This is a genomic window from Leptotrichia sp. oral taxon 879 str. F0557, assembly GCF_000469385.1.
Classification (GTDB): domain Bacteria; phylum Fusobacteriota; class Fusobacteriia; order Fusobacteriales; family Leptotrichiaceae; genus Leptotrichia; species Leptotrichia mesophila.
This window is the reverse complement of sequence record NZ_KI271282.1, coordinates 37,305-41,288: the sequence shown is the minus strand read 5'-3', so window position 1 is coordinate 41,288 and position 3,984 is coordinate 37,305. Positions and strand designations below refer to the sequence as shown.

The following is a 3,984-nucleotide window of genomic DNA, read 5'->3' as shown; positions in this document are numbered from 1 at the left end:
ATAAAATAGCAGATATTGTACAAGAATAGAATAATCCATTATTTTCCTAAATTTTTCATAATAATTTTACTTTAAAATTAATAAATTTAATCATAAAATTGATATTTTATCAATTTAATTGAAGTTGTCTTGACAAACTTTTAATTTATGGTATAATTATTTTACCAATTAGCAAAAGACGAGAGATTTAAAATGAAAAAGAATCTTTTAAAATCAAAAATGAGTTTACACGAAGACAACAACAAAACATTGGCACACAAGCTAAAAATAACTCCTTCAGCATTTTCACGAAAAATCAATGGAAGTAGTAATTTTACTATTGAGGAAATGAAGTTTATTAGGAAAGAGTATGAGTTGAGTGATTTTGAATTTAATGTAAGTAATGGAAGGAAATAATAATAGAACAATTAAAATTTTAGTTGGGGGTAATAATATGTATTAAATAGAAATTTAATAAAATTAGACAATGATAGTATTTTGGGTAGCAAGAAATAGAGAAAATTAAAGAATAATAAATTTGATGAGTTTTTATAAACTTTTACAAATGACTATTATAAAATTTGAAGGAGAAGATTTAAAATGAAAAAATTTATTTTATTAATAATGTTATTTTTATTAGTAGAAACTATAAGTTTATCAAACGTGATACCAAATGTATGGACAGTAGGGTTTGGTAGTGGAATATTAAACTATCAAATTTTTGATAAAAAAGGACAAAAGTTAGAGGTAAAGTGTGATAGTAACGATGCTAAACTTACTGAAGCAGTTTTTTACAATAATAATGGAAAAAAATATACTTATGAAAATTTTGCTCTCTTAGTGGATGGGAATGCATATTATGATTTAAAAGCTAAAGAAGGAGGATGGAGACGAGAAGTGGAGTGGGATGAATTTGTTAAAGCAATTTCAAAGGGGAAAAATATAGAAGTTTATATAAACAGTAAAAGTGTTGCTAAATTTACACCTACACCAGAAAGTATAAGAGACCAAATTTCTAGTGTAGCAGAATGTACAGTTTATTAATTTTTGAAAGGAGACTAATTAACTATGAAAAAAATAATATTTTTATTAATTTTATTAATATCAGTAATTGGAATAGCGAATGAAATAAAAGAAGGGACTTATAATGGTGCAAATGATAAAAAAATTAATATTGAACGTTATGACTATGATGGTGAAAAAGGGTATTTTATAACTGCAATGAATGGATATGTTCATACTAGCACTTTTAAAATTGATAGATACTTAGATATAGCTGAAAATGAAATTATTGATTTTCCTTTAGACACTCATTATAAAGATTATGAAGGTGATGATGGATATAACTGTACTTTAAAAATCGCTTTTTTACAAAATGGGAAATTGGTAGTTGATTCTAGTGATGACTGTGGAAGATATGATAGAACACTTAAAGGAGAATATAGCTATTCTGAAAAAGATAGTTTTGTTCCTGAAAAATATATAGGTAAATGGGAAATTGAAGGAGGATGTGCTTTTATTACTAAAAATACATTTGCATACGATGACAGACATCCAAATATCATCGTAGGAGTAAAAGAAGAAGAAAATGGAAATCTTTTGTTAGATGGAGTAACGATAGATGAAGGAAGAGGAAACAGAACACAAACTAGATTTAAATTTTTTCTAAATGGAAATGTATCAATAGACGCTTATATGGGAAATACTAATGACAAACTATATAATAGTTATAATAATTTGCGAAAATTGAAAGGAAAAGAACTTTCTAAATGTGATTAACGTATTTAAAAAAATAATTTATAAAATTTGAAGGAGATGATTTAAGATGAAAAAAATTATATTGTTAGGAATTATTATTTTATCATTTATAGTACAAGCAGAAAGTCTTGGAAAAGGTGATGTTTATTGTTTGGGAATTGGCAAATCAACTAAAACAAAAGATGGAATTAAATTTAAAGCAAAATTATGTAGAATAGGAAGTGATAAACTTAGAAATGTTACCGTTTATCACAATAGTCATCTTATCTTGGATGAATATGATGTAGACAAAAAACTGATGTATGCCGCAAATGGTTCGGAAGGTATTTTTTATAATTCAGATACTGGAATTTTAAATGTCGAAATTATAGATCCTATTTCAAGAATGGCTGCAGATACAGGTTCTATTTTTCCTATAACTGATAGGGAAATGAGAGAAGTTTGGCAAAGTAGAATTGTTAAAAATGATTTAATAGAAGTATATGGAAATACTCTAGGAATTCCAACTGTTTCTGAAAAAGAATATGAAAGAGAATATGACTATGGTGATTATTAATCTAAAGACAAGGAGAAAATTTAAATGCAGGAAAAAGTAATCAAAGTACAATACAAAAAATAGCGGTATTATGAGAATACACGAGAAGTGTGTAATTGATGGAGAAGATTTTTATGGAGTAATAACAACATATCATGGATTTGACAGGTTAAGACTTTCTAAACCAGTTAGTGATTCCAAAAGAATTTATTTTGATCCTGGAAGTCGTGCAATAATGAATGTTTATGATACAAGTGATGGTTATTATGTGGCTTTTCAATATTTTGGGAATGATGATATAAGATAAGTTGATTTAAAAAATTAAAATTTTAGGAGGAAATTTATGAAAAATATATTATTTTTAACAATTTTTATAGTTTTTAATTTAGGATTTTCAGATTTAGAAAGCACAATCAGAAATCATTATAGTAATAAACCTATTGATTTAATTGTTGTATCAAAACCACAATATGAAATTATAGCTGGGTATAAATATTTAAAAAGGAATAATCAAAAGTCTACATTCTTTAGAAGAAGTCTTGGTTATGAAAAAGGTATGATTGGAGTAAATACTCAGGCTTCATATCAAAGGTTAAAATCTGAATATTGTAATGCTGTGAATGAAATTGTAAAAGTTGATAAAGGAATAGTGCCAGGAACAAATAAACCGTTTATACAAGCAACATATATTGAAGTAGATGACGCATATAAAGAGTATTTGCAAAAAATTGCACAAATGAGACAAGTTGGGCTACATATTTTTAATAATGATCCGAATAAAATAGAACCATTGGCAGGTTGTTATTATAAAGGAACTTATTGGAATAATGCAAATTCACAGTATAAGGCAAAACAATTTTATAACAGCGAAATAGATAGGTATTATAAGTCTAATAGACAAAATAACAGTTCATACTTTAATTTAGGAATAGCTTATATTAATCAGGGAAAATATCGAGAAGCTACAAAAGTGTTTTTGGAAGGAGCAAAAAATAAGGATGTGGCTTCAATGATTGCTTTAGGAACATTCTCTTTAGCTGCAAAGGATTTTAATAGTGCTAAAAAATATTATAAAATGGCGGCAGATTTAGGAAATGAAGAAGCACTAGAGATTTATAACAGATTAGTATTAGCAGGATATTAAAATAAATAAAATTTAGGAGAAAATTAAAATGTCAGAAAATAACAATAATACAATAAAAATTTTAATAGCAATAATTATTAGTTTATCAATGGTTATTGTTTTTAGCGGAATATTCTATATTTTAAATATGCAAAGTAAAATAGAAGACTTGGAACAAAAACAAGAAGAACAATTAAAACAACAATTACAAACTCCAAATATACCTGCTGTTGAAACTACACAACCACAAACTAATTTAGAAACTGAAATAAAAAAACCAAAACAACAATCATCAAGTAATAAAACAAATTTACATAAAAATAAAAAGAACATTACATCGACTCAAAAACAACAATCAAGTATTAATGAAAGAGAAATAGAAAGAACAATTGATGACACAATAAATCAAATAGATAATAATAGTGATTCTAAAAAAGAAGAAGATAAATTAACTAGAAACATTGAAAATGTTATGGGAGAATAGTACTAATAAAATAAAATCTGGTAAAATAAGAACTAAATTTTAAAAACAGTCTAACAAGAAATTGTAAGAATAAAAATCTCTAATTTTATAAAAAAATTCGACATT

At 25.7% G+C, this 3,984-nt stretch carries 7 protein-coding genes; all 7 read left to right on the top strand.

Features of this window, described 5'->3' with window-relative positions:
• Positions 1–192 precede the first annotated feature (192 nt).
• The 7 genes from HMPREF1552_RS00240 (at position 193) to HMPREF1552_RS00210 (ending at position 3,879) form a co-directional block, all read left to right on the top strand.
• Positions 193–396: a toxin-antitoxin system antitoxin component Xre domain protein gene (locus HMPREF1552_RS00240; RefSeq protein ID WP_021743006.1), complete on the top strand. Its 204-nt coding sequence runs from the start codon at positions 193–195 to the stop codon at positions 394–396.
• 183 nt (positions 397–579) lie between these two features.
• On the top strand, positions 580–1,023 hold the full coding sequence (locus tag HMPREF1552_RS00235) for a hypothetical protein (RefSeq protein ID WP_021743005.1): 444 nt from the start codon (positions 580–582) through the stop codon (positions 1,021–1,023).
• Positions 1,024–1,047: 24 nt separating this feature from the next.
• A complete protein-coding gene (locus HMPREF1552_RS00230) occupies positions 1,048–1,758 on the top strand; it encodes a hypothetical protein (RefSeq protein ID WP_021743004.1) in 711 nt (236 codons plus the stop codon).
• Between the two features lie 46 nt (positions 1,759–1,804).
• On the top strand, positions 1,805–2,293 hold the full coding sequence (locus HMPREF1552_RS00225) for a hypothetical protein (protein ID WP_021743003.1): 489 nt from the start codon (positions 1,805–1,807) through the stop codon (positions 2,291–2,293).
• A 70-nt stretch (positions 2,294–2,363) separates the two neighbouring features.
• Positions 2,364–2,579 carry a hypothetical protein gene (locus HMPREF1552_RS00220; protein WP_021743002.1) on the top strand — a complete coding sequence of 72 codons (216 nt, stop codon included), beginning with the start codon at positions 2,364–2,366 and terminating at the stop codon, positions 2,577–2,579.
• Positions 2,580–2,615: 36 nt separating this feature from the next.
• A complete protein-coding gene (locus HMPREF1552_RS11510; protein WP_021743001.1) occupies positions 2,616–3,416 on the top strand; it encodes a M48 family metallopeptidase in 801 nt (266 codons plus the stop codon).
• A 28-nt stretch (positions 3,417–3,444) separates the two neighbouring features.
• The gene (locus tag HMPREF1552_RS00210) at positions 3,445–3,879 is read left to right on the top strand and encodes a hypothetical protein (RefSeq protein WP_021743000.1); all 435 of its coding nucleotides are present in this window, start codon (positions 3,445–3,447) and stop codon (positions 3,877–3,879) included.
• Positions 3,880–3,984: the final 105 nt, after the last annotated feature.